18 protein-coding genes are annotated in these 16,608 nt (G+C 73.1%); 8 read left to right on the top strand and 10 right to left on the bottom strand.

Annotated features, from left to right (window positions below; genetic code table 11):
- Window positions 1-25: 25 nt before the first annotated feature.
- The 6 genes from ACH414_RS13750 to ACH414_RS13775 all read right to left on the bottom strand — a co-directional run bounded on the left by ACH414_RS13750 (window position 26) and on the right by ACH414_RS13775 (window position 4,859).
- Window positions 26-529, bottom strand: a complete 504-nt coding sequence (locus ACH414_RS13750; RefSeq protein WP_382546797.1) for a DUF3180 domain-containing protein — start codon at window positions 527-529, stop codon at window positions 26-28.
- A 49-nt stretch (window positions 530-578) separates the two neighbouring features.
- Window positions 579-1,178 (bottom strand): 2-amino-4-hydroxy-6-hydroxymethyldihydropteridine diphosphokinase, encoded by a 600-nt coding sequence (gene folK / locus ACH414_RS13755; protein ID WP_382546794.1) that lies wholly within the window; start codon window positions 1,176-1,178, stop codon window positions 579-581.
- On the bottom strand, window positions 1,175-1,534 hold the full coding sequence (gene folB, locus ACH414_RS13760) for a dihydroneopterin aldolase (RefSeq protein ID WP_356698728.1): 360 nt from the start codon (window positions 1,532-1,534) through the stop codon (window positions 1,175-1,177). The genes folK and folB overlap by 4 nt, the downstream gene beginning before the upstream one ends.
- A gap of 133 nt (window positions 1,535-1,667) precedes the next feature.
- A complete protein-coding gene (locus ACH414_RS13765) occupies window positions 1,668-2,066 on the bottom strand; it encodes a nuclear transport factor 2 family protein (RefSeq protein ID WP_382547188.1) in 399 nt (132 codons plus the stop codon).
- A gap of 62 nt (window positions 2,067-2,128) precedes the next feature.
- The gene (gene folP, locus ACH414_RS13770) at window positions 2,129-2,989 is read right to left on the bottom strand and encodes a dihydropteroate synthase (RefSeq protein ID WP_382546791.1); all 861 of its coding nucleotides are present in this window, start codon (window positions 2,987-2,989) and stop codon (window positions 2,129-2,131) included.
- A gap of 28 nt (window positions 2,990-3,017) precedes the next feature.
- Complete coding sequence (locus ACH414_RS13775; protein ID WP_398941899.1) at window positions 3,018-4,859, bottom strand: phosphatidylglycerol lysyltransferase domain-containing protein; 1,842 nt, start codon at window positions 4,857-4,859, stop codon at window positions 3,018-3,020.
- Window positions 4,860-5,027: 168 nt separating this feature from the next.
- On the opposite strand from ACH414_RS13775, the gene ACH414_RS13780 reads away from it, so the two are divergent.
- Window positions 5,028-6,140 (top strand): alpha/beta hydrolase, encoded by a 1,113-nt coding sequence (locus ACH414_RS13780; RefSeq protein ID WP_382546786.1) that lies wholly within the window; start codon window positions 5,028-5,030, stop codon window positions 6,138-6,140.
- Here ACH414_RS13780 and ACH414_RS13785 read toward each other — a convergent pair.
- Window positions 6,127-7,212 (bottom strand): ABC transporter ATP-binding protein, encoded by a 1,086-nt coding sequence (locus ACH414_RS13785; RefSeq protein WP_398941900.1) that lies wholly within the window; start codon window positions 7,210-7,212, stop codon window positions 6,127-6,129. The two genes, ACH414_RS13780 and ACH414_RS13785, sit on opposite strands and share 14 nt — an antisense overlap.
- Window positions 7,213-7,367: 155 nt before the next feature.
- Here ACH414_RS13785 and ACH414_RS13790 point away from each other — a divergent pair, with 155 nt between their 5' ends.
- The 4 genes from ACH414_RS13790 to ACH414_RS13805 all read left to right on the top strand — a co-directional run bounded on the left by ACH414_RS13790 (window position 7,368) and on the right by ACH414_RS13805 (window position 10,867).
- Window positions 7,368-8,057, top strand: coding sequence for an ABC transporter permease (locus ACH414_RS13790; protein ID WP_382546779.1), 690 nt, complete (start codon window positions 7,368-7,370; stop codon window positions 8,055-8,057).
- Between the two features lies 1 nt (window position 8,058).
- Complete coding sequence (locus ACH414_RS13795; RefSeq protein ID WP_382546776.1) at window positions 8,059-8,727, top strand: ABC transporter permease; 669 nt, start codon at window positions 8,059-8,061, stop codon at window positions 8,725-8,727.
- Window positions 8,728-8,742: 15 nt separating this feature from the next.
- Complete coding sequence (locus ACH414_RS13800) at window positions 8,743-9,735, top strand: ABC transporter substrate-binding protein (RefSeq protein ID WP_382546773.1); 993 nt, start codon at window positions 8,743-8,745, stop codon at window positions 9,733-9,735.
- Window positions 9,736-9,865: 130 nt separating this feature from the next.
- Window positions 9,866-10,867, top strand: a complete 1,002-nt coding sequence (locus tag ACH414_RS13805) for a hypothetical protein (RefSeq protein WP_386563826.1) — start codon at window positions 9,866-9,868, stop codon at window positions 10,865-10,867.
- 20 nt (window positions 10,868-10,887) lie between these two features.
- Here the strand turns inward: ACH414_RS13805 and ACH414_RS13810 are convergent, their stop codons facing one another.
- Both ACH414_RS13810 and ACH414_RS13815 read right to left on the bottom strand, forming a co-directional pair.
- Window positions 10,888-12,030 (bottom strand): NADH-quinone oxidoreductase subunit D, encoded by a 1,143-nt coding sequence (locus ACH414_RS13810; RefSeq protein WP_382546769.1) that lies wholly within the window; start codon window positions 12,028-12,030, stop codon window positions 10,888-10,890.
- On the bottom strand, window positions 12,027-13,046 hold the full coding sequence (locus tag ACH414_RS13815; RefSeq protein ID WP_386563830.1) for an SAM-dependent methyltransferase: 1,020 nt from the start codon (window positions 13,044-13,046) through the stop codon (window positions 12,027-12,029). The genes ACH414_RS13810 and ACH414_RS13815 overlap by 4 nt, the downstream gene beginning before the upstream one ends.
- A gap of 97 nt (window positions 13,047-13,143) precedes the next feature.
- Between ACH414_RS13815 and ACH414_RS13820 the strand changes: the two genes are divergently transcribed.
- Window positions 13,144-14,349, top strand: coding sequence for a sensor histidine kinase (locus ACH414_RS13820; protein WP_382546763.1), 1,206 nt, complete (start codon window positions 13,144-13,146; stop codon window positions 14,347-14,349).
- A 19-nt stretch (window positions 14,350-14,368) separates the two neighbouring features.
- The gene (locus ACH414_RS13825) at window positions 14,369-15,049 is read left to right on the top strand and encodes a response regulator (protein WP_382546761.1); all 681 of its coding nucleotides are present in this window, start codon (window positions 14,369-14,371) and stop codon (window positions 15,047-15,049) included.
- 139 nt (window positions 15,050-15,188) lie between these two features.
- On the opposite strand, the gene ACH414_RS13830 is transcribed toward ACH414_RS13825, so the two are convergent.
- Window positions 15,189-16,277 (bottom strand): DUF5937 family protein, encoded by a 1,089-nt coding sequence (locus ACH414_RS13830; protein WP_382546758.1) that lies wholly within the window; start codon window positions 16,275-16,277, stop codon window positions 15,189-15,191.
- A 99-nt stretch (window positions 16,278-16,376) separates the two neighbouring features.
- Here ACH414_RS13830 and ACH414_RS13835 point away from each other — a divergent pair, with 99 nt between their 5' ends.
- Window positions 16,377-16,547, top strand: coding sequence for a hypothetical protein (locus ACH414_RS13835; protein WP_382546755.1), 171 nt, complete (start codon window positions 16,377-16,379; stop codon window positions 16,545-16,547).
- Window positions 16,548-16,608 lie beyond the last annotated feature (61 nt).

Raw genomic sequence — 16,608 nt, forward strand, 5'->3', positions numbered from 1 at the left:
GCGTGGACCGCGACGACGGTGCTTCTCAGGCCCGGGCCCTGCCCGGGCCTTCGCCGTTCTTGCCCCCGGCGGCGTCCTCGTCCTCCGGGAGCCTGCAGACCCGTTCCAGGAAGAGGGCGGCGGCGATGACGCCGATGCCGGCCAGGACGGCGAAGGCGGCGTAGATGGCCTGGTCGCGGCGGGCGGGGATGTCGAGCGAGCCGAGGAGGAAGACGCCCGTGCCGCCGTACATGCCGGCGACCAGGGCGGCGACGAGGGCGCTGGCCTGGCCGAAGACGACCGCACGGGCGGCCATGAGGGGTTCGACGCCCTTGGCGCCGGGGCGGCGCTCGCGCTGGGCCCTGAGGCGGGCGCGCAGCGAGAGGGCCGTGGCGGTGAGGACGACGGCGATGGCCGCCAGGACGATGGGTGCGGCGAGCGGCACGCTGGGGAGGGTGCCGACCGAGTCCCAGAGCCGGGCGGCGCCCCAGGAGAGGATGCCGGCGACCACGAAGAGTCCGGCGAGCACCTTGAGCCGCAGTTGTTTCACCGGGTGTCCTTCGCGTGGTCGGAGCGACGATCTCTGCCGAGCGTAACGACTACTCGGGGAGTCGGAGTTCCAGGTCGGGGCGCGGCGTGACGCCCTCGCTGCCGAGGGCGGTCAGGAGGTGGGCGACGGGGCCGTGGCCGGGGATGCGGGCCTCGGGGTCCACGTCGTGCCAGGGGGCGAGGACGAAGGCGCGCTGGTGGGCCCGCGGGTGGGGGAGGGTGAGGACCGGGTCGTCGGAGACGACGTCGGCGTACGTGATGATGTCGACGTCGAGGGTGCGGGCGCCCCAGCGCTCCTCGCGGACGCGGTGGAAGGCCTCCTCGACGGCGTGGGCGCGCTCCAGGAGGGAGGACGGGGGGAGGGTGGTCTTCACGAGGAGGACCGCGTTGAGGTACGAGGGCTGGGTGCCGGGGTCGACGCCCCAGGGCTCCGTCTCGTAGACGGGGGAGACGGCCTTCACGCGGAGGCCGGGGGTGTCCTCGAGGGCGTCGACGGTGCCCTGGAGGGTCTCCAGGCGGTTGCCGAGGTTGGCTCCGAGGGCGAGGACGGCCCATTTGGGGTTGGAGAGGGTGACGTCGGCGGCGTCGACGGCGGCGGTGACGGCCGCGGGGACCGGCTGGACGGTCGGATCGCTGTGCTGGGGCTTCATGCGCGGCTCCGGGTGATGGTGACGGTCACGTCGTCGAAGGGGACCGTGATGGGCGCGTCCGGCTTGTGGACGACGACCTCGACCTCCTGGACGCCGGCGTGCTTGAGGCACTGCTGGGCGATGCGTTCGGCGAGCGTTTCGATCAGGTCCACGGGCTCGCCCTGGACGACGTCGACGACCTCTTCGGCGACGACGCCGTAGTGGACGGTCTTCGTCAGGTCGTCGTCGGCGGCGGCGGCGCGGGTGTCCAGGCCGAGGGTGAGGTCGACGATGAAGGTCTGGCCCTCCTCGCGCTCCTTGGGGAAGACGCCGTGGTGTCCTCGGGCCTTGAGGCCGCGCAGCGCGACACGATCCACGCGAATCACTCCTGCTGTCGTAGTACGGGTGGCCACGCAGCCGGGTGCGGACGGCCGGGTGTCCACCACCGAATCTACCGTCGGGCACCGACAGCCGGGTCGCTCGGGGGTTCGGGCGGGGTCGGGGCGGTGGTCAGTCGGCGGGGTCCTCGGAGCCGTTCTGGTCGGTTTCCGGGATCACCGGGGAGCCGTGGTGGGACCAGATGCGCCAGCCTTCTGACGTGCGGCGGAAGACGTTGGTGGCGACGACGAGCTGTCCGACGAGGGGGCCGAGGGAGGCGCCGTCCTCGGCGGGGCCGCCGCTGAGGATGTTCTCGGTGCACGTGACGACCGCCACGTCGCCGGCCAGGGAGATCTCGACGTCGGTGAGGAAGAACTGGATGTAGTCCGTGTTCGCCATGATCAGCGCGTACGAGCGGAGCACCTCGCCGCGGCCGGAGAGGACGGGCCAGCCGGGGTGGACGCAGGAGATGGGGGTGGCGCCGTCGTCGAGCCAGAGTTCGGTGATGGCGTCGAAGTCGCCCTGTTCCATCGCCTCGTAGAAGGCGGTGTTGGCGGCTTCGACGGCGGCGCGGTCGGCCTGGCGGGCGCGGGTCACGCGGCTCCCTCGACGGCTCTGGCGACCCGTACGGCGTCGGCGGTGGCGCGGACCTCGTGGACGCGGACGGCCCAGGCGCCCTCGTGGGCGGCGATGGCGGAGACGGCGGCGGTGGCGGCGTCGCGTTCGCGGGCGGGCGGTGGGGCGGCGCCCTCGTGGGCGAGGACGTGGCCGAGGAAGCGCTTGCGGGAGGCGGCGACCAGGAGCGGGCGGCCGAGGGCGCGCAGCCGGGGGAGGTGGGCGACGAGGGCGAGGTCGTGGGGGGCGAGCTTGGCGAAGCCGAGGCCGGGGTCGATGACGATGCGCTCGGGGGCGATGCCGCCGTCGATGACGGCTTCCATGCGGGTGTGGAGTTCGGTGACGACTTCGCCGACGACGTCGTCGTAGACGGCGAGGCTGTTCATGTTCTCGCTGAAGCCGCGCCAGTGCATGACGACGAAGGGGACCTCGGCGGCGGCGACGGCGGGGATCATCTCGGGGTCGGCGAGGCCGCCGCTGACGTCGTTGACGAGGGTGGCGCCGGCGGCGACGGCGCGGGCCGCGACGGTGGCGCGCATGGTGTCGACGGAGACGGTGACGCCTTCGGCGGCGAGTCCGCGGACCACGGGGATGACGCGGCGGAGCTCTTCGTCGGGGTCGACGCGGGTGGCGCCGGGGCGGGTGGACTCGCCGCCGACGTCGATGAGGTCGGCTCCCTGGGCGACGAGTTCGAGCCCGTGTTTGACGGCGGCCGTGGTGTCGAACCAGCGGCCGCCGTCGGAGAAGGAGTCGGGGGTCACGTTGACCACGCCCATGACCGCGCAGCGGTCCCACTCCGGCAGGCCGAGCGCCGTGCCCCGGTCGATCGTCGTACTCATGCGTCCAGCGTAGGGCCCGGGGGGCCCGTCAGGCCGCGCGGACCTCGTGCTCCTGCTGGCCCGGGACGATGTGGGCGCAGGGGCGGGGGGCCGGGGGGTGGGAGCGGCGGCGGAAGGGGCGGGGGAGGGTGAAGTTCACGAAGCCTTCGGCCTGCATGGCGGCGAAGCCGATGCGGGGGAGGTCGCGGCTTTTGCGGTAGATGACGAAGCGGGGTTCCCAGCGGGGCTGGAACTTGGCGTTGAACTTGTAGAGGGACTCGATCTGGAACCAGCGGGAGAGGAAGACGAGCAGGCCGCGCCAGAGGCGGAGGACGGGGCCGGCGCCGATCTTCTCGCCGCGGGCGAGGGCGGCGCGGAACATGGCGAAGTTGAGGGAGACGCGCTTGATGCCGAGGCGGGGGGCGTCCTGGAGGGAGGCGACGATGAGGAGCTCGTTCATGCCGGGGTCGGCGCTGCGGTCGCGGCGCATGAGCTCCAGGGACATGCCGTCCTTGCCCCACGGGACGAAGTGGATGATCGCCTTCAGGTCGCCGTAGGGGGAGTCGGCGTGGTCGGGGTCGTCTTTGTGGGCGGTCGCTATGACGGCGTCGCCGTCGTCGGCGTCGCCGATGCGGCCGAGGGCCATGGAGAAGCCGCGTTCGGTGTCGGTGCCGCGCCAGTCCTCGGCGGCGCGGCGGATGCGGGCGAGTTCGCCGTCGGTGAGGTCGGCGACCCGGCGGACTTTGGTGGTGTAGCCGTTGCGTTCGATGCGCTTGACCATCTGGCGGACGTTGCGCATGGCGCGGCCGGAGAGGGAGAAGTCGGCGACGTCGACGACGGCCTCGTCGCCGAGTTCGAGGGCGTCGAGGCCGGTCTCGCGGGTCCAGACCTGGCCGCCGGTCTCGGAGCAGCCCATGACGGCGGGGGTCCAGGAGTGGGCCTTGGCCTCGTCCATGAAGCGTTCGATGGCGCCGGGCCAGGCCTCGACGTCGCCGATGGGGTCGCCGCTGGCGAGCATGACGCCGGAGACGACGCGGTAGCAGACGGCGGCCTTGCCGCTGGGGGAGAAGACGACGCCCTTGTCGCGGCGGAGGGCGAAGTGGCCGAGGGAGTCCCGGGCGCCGTGCTTGTCGAGGAGGGCGCGCAGTCGGGTCTCGTCGTCCTCGGTGAGCCGGGCGGCGGGGTGCTCGGGGCGGAAGGCGAGGTAGATGGTGGTGAGGGCGGTGAGCATGCCGAGGGCGCCGAGGGAGTAGCCGACGGTCCAGCTGACGTTGCCGGCGTAGTCGACGGGGCCTTCGACGCCGAAGAGGCCGTAGAGGACGTGTTCGAGGCGGTCGGTGAGGCTGGGGCTGCCGATGACCCGGCGCGGGTGGGCGCTGACGATCACGAGGCCGAGGGCGATGGACCCGGCGCCCATGAGGACGAAGTTGGCGAGGGCGCGCCAGCGGCTGCGGGGGTCGGGCAGGGCGGCGAACTGGTCGCGGTGGCGTACGAGCAGGGCGAGCAGCGCGAGGGAGAGCAGTGCTCCGGTGAGGGAGTGGCGCCAGACGAACTGGGCGGCGGCGCCGAGTGGCAGCAGGACGACGGCGGCGCGCCAGGCGCGGCGCTTGTTGCGCTTGAGGCCGTGGGCGAGGAGGAGGAGCAGGACGCCGGCGCTGAGTGAGAGGGCCGCGGAGAGCGGGCCGAGGGTGCCGGGCAGGATCTCGGCGACGGCGTGCATGCGGCTGGCGCGGAACCGCGGGAAGACACCCGCGGCGACGTCGATCAGGCCGATCAGTGTGCAGGCGGTTCCGACGAGTGCGGGGACCTTCTCAGGTCGGGGTCCGCGCAGAATCCGTCGTACATGATCCGGAACCGATCCGGATTTGTCCCCATCTACCGTGACAGACATTGCTTCCCGTGCTTCCCGTGGCTCCGCGAGAGATCGTTGATCCGGTAGCCGTGCGGATCGTGGGCGTACCGGAGGTTTGCGCCTTCTAGGACGGAGCAGCGATGGGGCGGGTTCACTCCCCGTCAGGGAAATCTCAGGGAAAAATCAGGCAGAAAGCTCGGACGTCTCATGGGTCTCACCAGCAACACAGTTCTCGCGGTGGCGGTCACGCTGGCCGTGGTGTGCTTCGGCGCCACGATCTGGCTGTGGCCGCGGTTGGCGCGTGGCGGCTGGCGGGCTGTCCTGGGGCGGATCGGGCTGTTGCTCGCCACCCAGGTGGCCCTGTTCGCCTCGGTGGGTCTCGCCGCCAACAACTCGTTCCTCTTCTACGGCTCCTGGGCGGACCTCTTCGGCCAGGAGCAGGAGATGGGCGTCGTGGTCGATCACTCGGCCGGCTCCAAGGACGTGAAGGTCGTCGGCACCCAGGCGATGGACGTGCCGGGCGGCGGGCGTCCCTCGGTCGGCGGACAGATACAGAAGATCGTCATAGCGGGGGAGAAGTCGAAGATCGACTCGCCCGCGTACGTGTACCTGCCGCCGGAGTACTTCCAGGAGCGGTACGCGAAGTCGACGTTTCCCGCGTCCGTGGTGCTGACCGGCTACCCGGGCACGGCGGAGAACCTGCTGAAGGGCCTGAGGTACCCGAAGACGGCCTTCCAGCAGGCCAAGGACAAGAAGATGCAGCCGATGATCCTGGTGATGCTGCGTCCGACGGTCGCCCCGCCGCGGGACACCGAGTGCGTGGACGTGCCGGGTGGTCCGCAGACGGAGACCTTCTTCGCGGAGGACCTGCCGAAGGCGATCTCGGGGACGTACCGGGTCGGCACCAAGGCCCGGAACTGGGGCTTCATGGGGAACTCGACGGGCGGCTACTGCGCGCTGAAGATCGCGCTGCACCACCCGGACCGGTTCGCCGCGGGCGCGGGCTTCTCGGCGTACTACCGGGCGGCCGACGACGTGACGACCGGCGACCTGTTCCACGGCGACCAGGCCGCGAAGAAGCGGGCCGACCTGCTGTGGAGCCTGGACCACGTGCGGCAGGGCGCGTCGTCGTTCCTGGTGACGACGTCGAAGCAGGGCGAGGGCAACCTCAAGGGGACGCTGGCCTTCATCAAGAAGGTGAAGGCCCCCGCGCGGGTCTCCTCGATCACGCTGGACAGCGGCGGCCACAACTTCAACACGTGGAACCGGGAGATCCCGCCGGGCCTGGTCTGGATGAGCGGGCGGCTCAGCGCGAGCTGAGCTCAGGCGCCGCCCTGCGCAGCGCGCGATGGACGCCGGCCGCGGTGAGCGAGCCGAGCACGCGCCCCGGGTCACCGGGAGCGTGCACGGCGACCCGGCCGGCGTCGTGCTGGAGGAGCACGGCGAGGGCGTCCTTGAGGGAGGCCCCGAGGGGGAGGGCGGGGACCTGGTCCTGCCCGCGCGAGTCCTCCGCCGCGGCCGCGACTCCGGTCCCGGCTCCGGTCCCGGCTCCGGTCCCGGTCCCGGCTCCGGTCCCGGTCCCGGTCCCGGCTCCGGCCCCGGCCCCGCCCCCGGTGGCCGGCTCCAGGTCCGCCTCCGTGACCGGGGTGACGGCGAGCCGCTTGAGGCCGCGGTCCGCGCCGACGAAGTCGGCGACGTACGGGGTGGCGGGGGCGCCCAGCACGGTGGCCGGGGTGTCGAACTGCTCGATGCGCCCCTGCCCGTAGACGGCGATGCGGTCGCCGAGCCGGACGGCCTCCTCCAGGTCGTGGGTGACGAGCAGCACCGTCTTGCGGACGGTGGCCTGGAGGTTCAGGAACTCGGTCTGGAGCCGCTCGCGGACCACGGGGTCGACGGCGCCGAAGGGCTCGTCCATCAGCAGGACGGGCGGGTCGGCGGCGAGGGCGCGGGCCACCCCGACCCGCTGCCGCTGGCCGCCGGAGAGCTGCTCGGGGTAGCGGTGGCCGTGCACGGCGGGGTCGAGGCCGACCAGCTCCAGGAGCTCGGCGGCGCGCTCGCGGGCCCTGGCCTTCTTCCAGCCGAGCAGGGCGGGGACGGTGGCCGTGTTGTCGAGGACGGTCCGGTGCGGGAAGAGGCCGACCTGCTGGATGACGTAGCCGATGGTGCGGCGCAGCCGTACGGGGTCGACGCCGGCGACGTCCTCGCCGCCGAGCAGGATCCGCCCCTCGGTGGGCTCGACGAGCCGGTTCACCATCTTCATCGTGGTCGTCTTGCCGCAGCCGGACGGCCCCACGAGGGTGACCAGCTCCCCCTCGGCGACCTCGAAGGAGAGGTCGTCGACGGCGGTGGTCCCGTCCGCGTACCGCTTGGTCACCTGCTCGAACCGGATCATGGTTCCCCATTCTGACCCTTCGCGGCCCCGCATTGTGTGAAGGAAGTATTTCCACATTGTGGCGCCCCCGGGGGATTGTCAGTGGCGGGGGTTAGGGTCGCCGGACAGATGTTCGTGAGGCGCGTGGCGACGGACCGACACCGAGGGGGGTGCGCATGGCCGGGGCGAACTGCCTGGTGACCAACGACTGGATCTGCGGCGAGTACCTGCGCACCCGCTCCCAGGAGTTGACCGACGCCACGGTCCAGCATGTGGGAATCACCGTGGTCTCGGTGCTCCTCGGGATCGTCGTCGCCTTCCCGCTCGCCCTGCTGGTGCGGGCGCGGCCACGGCTGACCGGGGCCGTCCTCGGCCTGACCACGCTGCTCTACACGATCCCCTCGCTCGCCATGTTCTCGCTGCTCCTGCCCTTCCTCGGGCTCTCGTCGGCGCTGGTCGTCACGGGCCTGGTGCTCTACTCGCTGACGATCCTGGTCCGGGGCGTCCTGGCCGGACTCGCGGCCGTGCCCGCCGAGACCAGGGAGGCCGCGCAGGGCATGGGGTACGGGCCGGGCCGGCTCCTGTGGGAGGTGGAACTCCCGCTCGCGCTGCCCGCCTTGATGGCGGGCGTCCGGATGGCGACGGTCTCCACGATCGCGCTCACCACGGTCGGCTCCATCGTCGGCCGCGGCGGCCTGGGCAATCTCATCGAGGACGCGCTCCCCACCTTCTTCAAGGCCCAGGTGCTCACCGCCTCCGCGCTGTGCGTGCTGCTCGCCGTCGTCGCCGACCTGCTGCTCCTCGGCCTCCAGCGGCTGCTGACGCCCTGGAGCCGGATCCGGGCCGCGCGGCCGGGGGGTGCCTGAGATGACGGTCCTCGCGGACGCCTGGTCCTGGCTGACCACCGGCGCCAACTGGTCGGGGGAGAGCGGCATCGGGCACCGGCTCGCCGAGCACCTGTACGTGAGCGGGGTGGCGCTGCTCCTCGCCTGCGCCGTGGCGCTGCCGCTGGGCCTCTGGCTCGGGCACCTCGGCAAGGGCGGGACGCTGGCGGTCAACCTCTCCAACGTGGGCCGCGCGGTCCCCGTCTTCGCCGTCCTGGCCCTCTTCATGGTCTCGCCGCTGCGCAACGCGGGCTATGTCCCGACGGTGATCGCGCTCGTCCTCTTCGCGATACCGCCGCTGCTCACCCACGCCTACGTGGGCATGCGCGAGGTGGACCGCGCGGTGGTGGAGGCCGCCCGGGGGATGGGCATGTCGGGCGGCCAGCTCTTCAGCGGGGTCGAACTGCCGCTGGCCCGGCCGATGCTGATGGCCGGTCTGCGCTCGGCCGCCGTCCAGGTGGTCGCCACCGCGACGATCGCGGCGATGGTCGGCCAGGGCGGCCTCGGCCGGATCATCACCGCCGGATTCAACACGTACAACACGCCGCAGGTGGTCGCCGGCGCCGTGCTCGTGGCCCTGCTAGCGCTCCTGGTGGAGGCGCTGCTGGTGGCCGCGGACCGGCTGCTGCGCCGCCGAGGGGCGGGCCGATGAACGACAACGACTGGGATGGGTGATCGTGTGAGCAGGACCTCGCGTATCGCGGGTGCGGTGGTGGGCATGGCGGCCCTGACGGTCTCGCTGGCCGCCTGCGGCGGCGACAGCCTGGAGAAGTCGGGAGGCGGCGGCGCCTCCTCCGCGGGCGGGGGCGGGAGCAAGGGCTCGCTCGTCGTCGGCGCGGCCGCGTTCACCGAGTCGAAGGTCCTCGCCGAGCTCTACGCCCAGGTGCTGGACGACGCCGGATACTCCGCGAGCGTCACCACGGTGAAGAACCGCGAGCTGTACGAGCCCTCGCTGGAGAAGGGCGAGATCGACGTCGTACCGGAATACGCGGCGACGCTCGCGGAATTCCTCAACGCGAAGGCGAACGGCCCGAAGGCGCCCGAGGAGAAGCCGGTCGCCTCCGGTGACCCGGTCGCCACCACCGAGGCGCTGAAGAAGCTCGCCGAGCCGCGCGGCCTTAAGGTCCTGGCGGTCGGCGAGGCCGTCGACCAGAACGCCTTCGCGGTGAGCCGGGAATTCGCGGAGAAGAACAAGCTGAAGAGCCTTTCCGACCTCGGCGCGGCCAAGCTGAAGGTGAAGATCGCGGCCGGCGACGAATGCGAGATCCGCCCGTTCTGCGCGCCCGGTCTGAAGAAGACGTACGGGATCGACGTCACCGGCGTCGACCCCAAGGGCGTCGGCACCCCGCAGGCCAAGCAGGCGGTCAAGGACGGGGTGGACCAACTGGTGCTCACCACCACGACGGACGCCACCGTCGACTCCTTCGGTCTGGTCTTCCTCGAGGACGACAAGAAGCTCCAGAACGCGGACAACGTGCTGCCCGTGGTCAATGCGAAGGACGCCGGCTCTCCCGAGATCGCGGCCGCCCTCGACAAGATCACCAAGGTTCTGACGACGGCGGATCTCGCCGAACTCAACCGCAAGGTCGACGCCGAGCGGGCGAAGCCCGAGGACGTGGCGAAGGCCTATCTGGAGTCGAAGGGGCTGCTCAAGAAGTAGGCAGCAGACGAGGGGAATCGGAGCGATTCACTCCGGAATCGCTCCGCCCCGGCCCACTACGGCGAGAACTCGCCAAGAGATTGCCGGGGCGGCGCCCCATACGGCGCCTACGCACGGTAAATTTCAGGCCATGCCACGTGGACGCCACCGCCATTCCCCGCCCCTGCACAAGCTCCTGCCGCCCTCGGCGGTCGCCGGGGCGTCGGTCGCCTGTGCCGCGGGCGCCTGGCTGCTGGGCGACACGCTGGTGCTGCGGCTGCTCGTCGCCGCCGCGGCGGCCTCCGCCGTCACCGGCGCCGTCCTCATGCGCAGTTGGGACCAGAGCGCCGGCCGCCAGGTCGCCGAGCTGAACCGGGCCCGCGCGGCCGACCAGTGGAAGACCGACGAGCGCGTCGCCGAGCTGGAGTCCGACCTGGAGGAGTCGCGCGAGCTGCGCGCCCGCCTGGACGCCAAGCTGCGCGCCAAGCGGGTCGAACTCGCCGGGCTGCGCAGCGAGCACGCCGACCTCCTGCGCCGGTACGCCACCGCCGAGACCGAGCGCGCCAGCGCCCTCGAAGGCCGCCGCGTGCTCGCCCTCGAGGCGACCGCCACGGAGACCAAGGCCCTCCCGGCCGGCGGCTCCACCCCGACCCCGGAGGCCTACCGCAAGGCGGCGGAGGCGCTGCGGAACCTGGAGGCGCGCGGCCGGCACCCGGAGGCGGACGCCGCGCCCGAGCCCGAGCCGGAGCCCGAGCCGGAGACGGCTCCCGCGACCGACACCGCCGAGGCTCCCGGCACCGCCGGCACCGCCGAGGCTCCCGGCACCGCCGTGCCCGCCTCGGGTGACGAGCACACCAAGGCCCCCGCCATGCGCCACGTGCCGGCCGCCGCCGCGATCGTCCCGTACGCCGCCCGTCGTCCCGCCCCGCGCCCCGCGGGCGGCTTCGACTACTTCGGCACGCAGAAGGCCGCCGCCGCGATCGAGGCCGTCCAGCACGCCGACCTCGCCGACGTGGTGGGCGAGGAGGTCCTCGCCGCCGCGGCGAAGCGGACCCCGGAGCAGCGGGCCGTCGGCCAGGTCATCGACCTGACCGCGCACGACGAGACCGAGCAGATCGACGTGGCCGAGCTGCGCGGAGCGGTGAACTCGTAGCCCCGGGCGGACTCGTAGCCCTACTTGTCGATGTCGCCGACGACGAAGAAGAGCGATCCCAGGATCGCCACCATGTCGGCGACGAGCGTCCCCGGCAGCAGCTCGGTCAGCGCCTGGATGTTGTTGTACGAGGCCGAGCGCAGCTTGAGCCGGTACGGGGTCTTCTCGCCCTTGGAGACCAGGTAGTAGCCGTTGATGCCGAGCGGGTTCTCGGTCCAGGCGTACGTGTGCCCCTCCGGCGCCTTGAGGACCTTCGGCAGCCGCTGGTTGATCGGCCCCTGCGGCAGGTCCTCGATCCGGTCGAGGCAGGCGTCGGCGAGCTCCAGGGAGTTGTGCGTCTGCTCCAGCAGGCACTCGAAGCGGGCCAGGCAGTCGCCCTCCGTCCGGGTCACCACCCGCAGCACGTCCTGGAGCTCCCCGTACCCGAGGTACGGCTCGTCCCGGCGCAGGTCGAAGTCGACGCCCGAGGCGCGCGCGATCGGCCCGGACACGCCGTAACCGTGCACCGCCTCCTGCGACAGCACCCCGACCCCGCGGGTGCGGCCCCGGAAGATCTCGTTGCCGAGCACCAGCCGGTCGTACACGTCCATCCGCGAGCGCACGTCCGCGACCGCCTGCCGCGCCCGCCCCAGCCAGCCGGCCGGGAGGTCCTCCTTGAGGCCGCCGACCCGGTTGAACATGTAGTGCATCCGGCCGCCGGAGACCTCCTCCATGACCGCCTGGAGCTCCTCGCGCTCCCGGAAGGCGTGGAAGACGGGGGTGATGCCGCCCAGTTCGAGGGGGTACGAGCCGAGGAACATCAGGTGGTTGAGCACCCGGTTCAGCTCGGCGAGCAGCGTCCGCGTCCACACGGCCCGCTCCGGTACCTCCATGCCCAGCATCCGCTCGACGGCCATGACGACGCCGAGCTCGTTGGAGAAGGCGGACAGCCAGTCGTGCCGGTTGGCGAGCATGATGATCTGCCGGTAGTCCCGCGCCTCGAAGAGCTTCTCGGCCCCGCGGTGCATGTACCCGACCACCGGCTCGGCCTCGCGCACCACCTCGCCGTCGAGCACGAGCCGCAGCCGGAGCACGCCGTGGGTGGAGGGATGCTGCGGCCCGATGTTCAGCACCATGTCGGTGCTCTCCGCCGCGCCGCCGATGCCGACCGTCGTCTCCGTCATGCGGACCAGTATCCCCCGGTGCCGCCGGGCCCCGACCGCGCCCGGCCGCTCACCCGCTGCACCAGCCACAGGAAGTCCCCGAGCCCCCCGGCCGCCGTCAGCTCGGCCGCCTCCCCGGCGGCGGCGAGCGCCCGCACGTACCCGGCGGGATCCGTCGTGGCGAGGGAGAGCGGCGGCCGGCTGCCGGCGACCCCGAGCTCGTGCAGCGCCTCGCGCTGGGTGAGCAGCCGGGTGTCGCCGCGGGCCGCCGCGGCCCCGCACGCGTCCAGCGCCACATGCGCCGTCAGGTCACGGCTCCCGTCCGGCACCGGCGCCACCTCCCGACCCTCCCGGAACGCCGCGAGCGTCCCGAACGGCGGCCGCCCCCCGCGCAGGTGCGCGTAGTCGACGGCCACCGCCGTCCCGGCGGCGAGCGCCCCCACCGCCCCCGCCCAGGCCTCGTCCCGCGGCCGCCCGATCTCCGCCCGCTCGCCGGGCTCCCGCAGCGGCCACCACCGCTCCAGCCACTGCGCGTCCGGGCCGGACACGACCCCGCCCAGCCGCTCCGCGCCGTCCCGCGCCCGCACCTCGACGTAGCGGACCGCGCCGTCCTCGGCGACCTGCGCCACGTCCACCGGCACGTTGTCCAGCCACTCGTTGGCGAAGAGCAGTCCCCGCTCCCCGTCCGGCACCCGGTCCGTCCAGACGATCCGCGGGTCCAGGCCCGCCGGCCGGGGCGCGCGCTCCACGCCGTACGGGCGGACCCGCAGGCCCGGCGGCAGCGCGGCGAGCACCCCCGTCAGCAGCTCCCCGCGGCCCGCGCCCACGTCCACGAGCGCGAGCTCCTCGGTGCCCAGCTCCCGGGCCACCCGGGCGAGGAGCCGGGCCACCGCGCCCGCGAAGAGCGGCGAGGCGTGCACCGACGTACGGAAGTGCCCGGCCGGCCCCTCCGGCCGCAGGAAGAAGCCCCCGGGGCCGTACAGCGCCCGCTCCGTGGCCTGCCGCCACCCCTGCCACTGACACGTCTCATCCGTCACGCGCCCCAGTCTCCACCTTGGGGAGTACGGCCCTCACGGGAAGGATCGACCCCACGGTTGACCCCTGCACCTATCGGCTTTCCCTACGCTGGGTCACGTGCAGCGCCTCTACGACTTCATCCGCAGACACCCGACGGGCGTCGACGGCTTCTGGGCCGTCGTCCTCTTCGGGTTCTCCCTGCTGTGGGTGGTCTCGGCCTCCCCGGCGGTCGGCGGCAGCCCGCTCCTGTACTGCCTCGTCGCCGCGCTCTTCTCGCTGGTCGTCGCCCTGCGCCGGCGCGCCCCCGAGAAGATGCTGGTCCTCGCGGTCGTCCTCGGCCTGGCCCAGCTCGCTCTCGGGATCGTCCCGTTCATGGCCGACTTCGCCATGCTCGTGATCATCTACACGGTCGCCGCGCACGACGGGCCCCGCTGGGCCTCCCGGCTCGCCCTGGCCGGCGGGCTCGCCGCCGCCACGCTCTCCCAGCTGCGCTGGCCCCTGGAGGGGTCCCGCTCGTCCGCGGCCACCGTCTTCTTCACGGTCATCATGACCGTGCCGTTCGCCCTCGCCTGGGTGCTCGGCGACTCCCTGCGCACCCGCCGCGCCTACTTCGCGCAGCTGGAGGAGCGCGCCTCCCGGCTGGAGAAGGAGCGCGAGGCACAGGCCAAGGTCGCCGTCGCCGCCGAGCGGGCCCGGATCGCCCGGGAGCTGCACGACGTCGTCGCGCACAACGTCTCGGTGATGGTCGTGCAGGCCGACGGCGCCGCGTACGTCATCGACTCCTCGCCCGAGACCGCGAAGCAGGCCCTGGAGACCATCGCGGGCACCGGCCGCCAGGCCCTCGCCGAGATGCGCCGCCTGCTGGGCATCCTGCGCACCGGCGAGCACCAGGAGGCCGGGGAGTACGTCCCGCAGCCGGACGTGCAGCAGATCGAGGACCTGGTCGAGCAGGTCCGCGGCGCCGGGCTCGCGGTCGACTTCAAGATCGAGGGCACCCCGCGCCCGCTGCCCAGCGGCGTCGAGCTCACCGCGTACCGGATCGTCCAGGAAGCCCTCACCAACAGCCGCAAGCACGGCGGTCCCGACGTCGGGGCCAGCGTCCGCCTGGTCTACTTCGACGACGGCCTCGGGCTGCTCGTCGAGGACGACGGGCGGGGCGCTCCGCAGGAGATGTACGAGGACGGCGGCGCCGACGGGCGCGGCCACGGCCTGATCGGCATGCGGGAGCGGGTCGGCATGGTCGGCGGCACCCTGGACGCGGGGCCGCGGCCGGGCGGCGGCTTCCGCATCAGCGCCCTGCTCCCCCTCAAGCCCGCCCACTGACGACCCCTTAAGGATCTGCATGTCCATCCGCGTGATGCTCGTCGACGACCAGGTGCTGCTGCGCACCGGTTTCCGCATGGTGCTCGCCGCCCAGCCGGACATGGAGGTCGTGGCCGAGGCGGGCGACGGCGTGGAGGCGCTGGAGGTGCTGCGGAGCACCGCCGTCGACGTCGTCCTGATGGATGTGCGCATGCCCAAGCTGGACGGGGTGGAGACGACCCGGCGGATCTGCGCCCAGCCGGAGGCCCCGAAGGTGCTGATCCTGACCACCTTCGACCTGGACGAGTACGCCTTCTCGGGGCTCAAGGCCGGGGCGAGCGGCTTCATGCTGAAGGACGTGCCGCCGGCCGAGCTGCTCGGCGCGATCCGCTCGGTGCACAGCGGCGACGCGGTGGTCGCCCCGTCCACCACCCGCCGCCTCCTGGACCGCTTCTCGCCGATGCTGCCGTCGACCGGCCGCGAGCCCCGTGCCGCCGACAGCGGTGTCGACCGGCTCACCGACCGGGAGCGGGAGGTGATGCTGCTGGTCGCGCAGGGCCTGTCCAACGGCGAGATCGCGGCGCGTCTCGTCCTGTCGGAGGCGACCGTGAAGACCCACGTGGGGCGCATCCTCACCAAGCTGGACCTGCGCGACCGGGTGCAGGTCGTCGTCCTCGCGTACGAGACCGGCCTGGTACGCGCGGGCGGCGGCTCCCTCTGAGCGTTCCCCGGGCCGGGTCCGGGAAGTCCCGCCCGGCCCGGGGCGCCTGGCACGCACGATCCCGGCGCCTCGCGCTCGCCCGCACCGGACGTCCCGGGCCCAGCCCTGCGGGCAGACGGCGCTACAGCCCGGACACGGCCTAGCGCAGCACCGACTCCAGGAAGTCGCTGCCCAGCCGCGCCACCACCGAGAAGTCCAGCTGGTGCAGCACATAGCGGCCCCGGCGCTGGGTCGTCAGCAGGCCGGCCTTCTTCAGGACGGACAGGTGGCGGGAGACCTCCGGGGCGGTGATGCCGTACGCGTCGGCCAGCTCGCTCGTCGAGTACGGGCCGCGCGCCAGGCTCCGGCACAGCCGCATCCGCATGGGGTGCGCGATGGCCTCCAGGCGCGCCTTGACCGTCTCCACCGGCTCGTGGCCGCCGACCTCCCGGGCGGCGGCCGGGTACTGGATCACCGGCTGCCAGCCGGGCGCGCTCGTCGCGAACAGGTGCGGCCAGCCGAAGGCGGTGGGCACCAGCGTCACGGCGGAGCCCTGGGCGTCCGTCCTGCCGTGCACCAGCTTGTCCACGACGATCCTGCTGCCCTGCGGCCCCTCCTCCAGGCTCAGCGCCGGGGAGGCGGCCGCGAGCGCCTCCGCGAGGCCCTTGCGGCGCAGCAGCTCCGTCTTGTGCCGGGCGTCGGCGGCGAGCTGGACGCGGACGCGGCGCCAGGTGTCGGCGAAGAACGCCTCGTCGCAGTCCTCGAGCAGGCGCCGTATCCAGGCGCGGGTGGCGGTGGGCTCGGCCAGCATCCGCTCCACGAACGAGGCCTGGCGGGGGCCCCGCGCGGCCGCCAGGTCCAGGGCGCGGCGGCGGCTCTGTTCGTCGACCAGCGGTGACGGGATGCCCTGGGAGTAGCGGCTGCTGCAGGAGATCTCCAGGGCCGCGCCGACGAACTTCTCGTCGTCGAGGCGGTCGAGGTCGTCCAGTTCCTCGGCGAGGGTCTCGCGCGGCTGTCCGGGCAGCAGGAAGTCGGAGCGGGTGGACCGCCACATGAAGTCGGCCTCGTGGAGCCGGTCCGCCAGCTCCGGCCGGAGCGCGGCGGAGGTCGCCGTCGTCCACGCGTGCAGCCGCGCGTGGTGGCCCGGCTCGGCCAGGGCGTGCAGGGCGTTGCCCAGCTCGGCCAGGGGCGAGGGGCAGAAGGCGATCCGCTCGTGCGGCAGTCCGGTGATGTCGATGGTCACGCTCACCCGCCCATGGTGCGGGGCCGGGCGGCTCCGGGTCGCGCCATTTGACCAGGGGCGTCAATCGGCGGGCCTGGGCGGGCGCGCCGGGCGCACGGTGGGGCCATGAACGCCCTTCACCAGTACCTCTTCGACAGCTACCGGGCCGCCCAGCACCGCACGCCGGCCCCGCCCGTGCCCGGCACCCACGACCTCGCCGTGCTCCGCACGACCCTCCGCCGCATTCTGCGCCGCCCCGGGCGCCGGGCGGCCGGGTGCGGCGCGGTGGGCGACTGACGCCCCTGCCGCCCCGCCCCGCCCTGACGCCCCTGCCGCGCCGCACCGCCCTGACGCCCCT

It is taken from the genome of Streptomyces sp. NPDC020422, from assembly GCF_044386705.1.
Lineage (GTDB): Bacteria > Actinomycetota > Actinomycetes > Streptomycetales > Streptomycetaceae > Streptomyces.